Origin of the sequence: Neisseria sp. P0007.S010 (assembly GCF_051962875.1) — a bacterium.
GTDB lineage: Bacteria > Pseudomonadota > Gammaproteobacteria > Burkholderiales > Neisseriaceae > Neisseria > Neisseria subflava_A.
On sequence record NZ_JBQCUX010000032.1, the window covers coordinates 1 to 575 of the forward strand.

Annotated in this window: 1 pseudogene; it reads right to left on the bottom strand. The window is 53.9% G+C overall.

Annotated features, from left to right (window positions below):
• A pseudogene (locus tag ACTHR7_RS10770) lies at positions 1-575 on the bottom strand (hypothetical protein); the annotation flags it as partial.

A 575-nucleotide genomic window follows, 5' to 3' on the forward strand; every position in this document is an offset into this window, starting at 1 on the left:
CGGCTACGGTTTCGCTGATGATGTTGCTGTCGCCTTTGACATTGATGGTGTCGCCCAATGCGTAGTTGTTGCTGCCGCTGGTACCGCCGAAGTTGATGCCTTTGGCGATATTGGCGGCGTTGGTCGCTACGTTTTGGTTGGTCGCAAACAGTTGGCTGCCGTTAACGGCATCTTTGCTGTTGGCGTTGAGGTCGCCATCCGCTACGTTGATAACCTTCTTGCCGGCGTTGTTCAAACCGTCTTTGGTCAGTTTGACATCACCTGCTTTAACGCCGTCTTGGGTCAATGCGACATCGTCGCCTACTTTTACACCGTCGTTGTTCACGGTGGTGTCGCCGGCTTCGACGCTGTTCACTACCAGGTCTTTTTTCAGCTTAACAGTCACTTTATCGTCTCGGGCTTCGGTGGTGATGTTGTCGTCGCCGGTAACGGTCACGGTGGAGCCGAGTTTTTCGATATTGGTGCTGCCGCTGTCGCCGCTGAAGGTCAGGCCTTTAGTGTCAACGGCGGTTTTGGCATCTACGCCTTTTTGGATGTCGTCTTTGGTGTCTTGCGCCAAGTCGATGCTGTAGTCG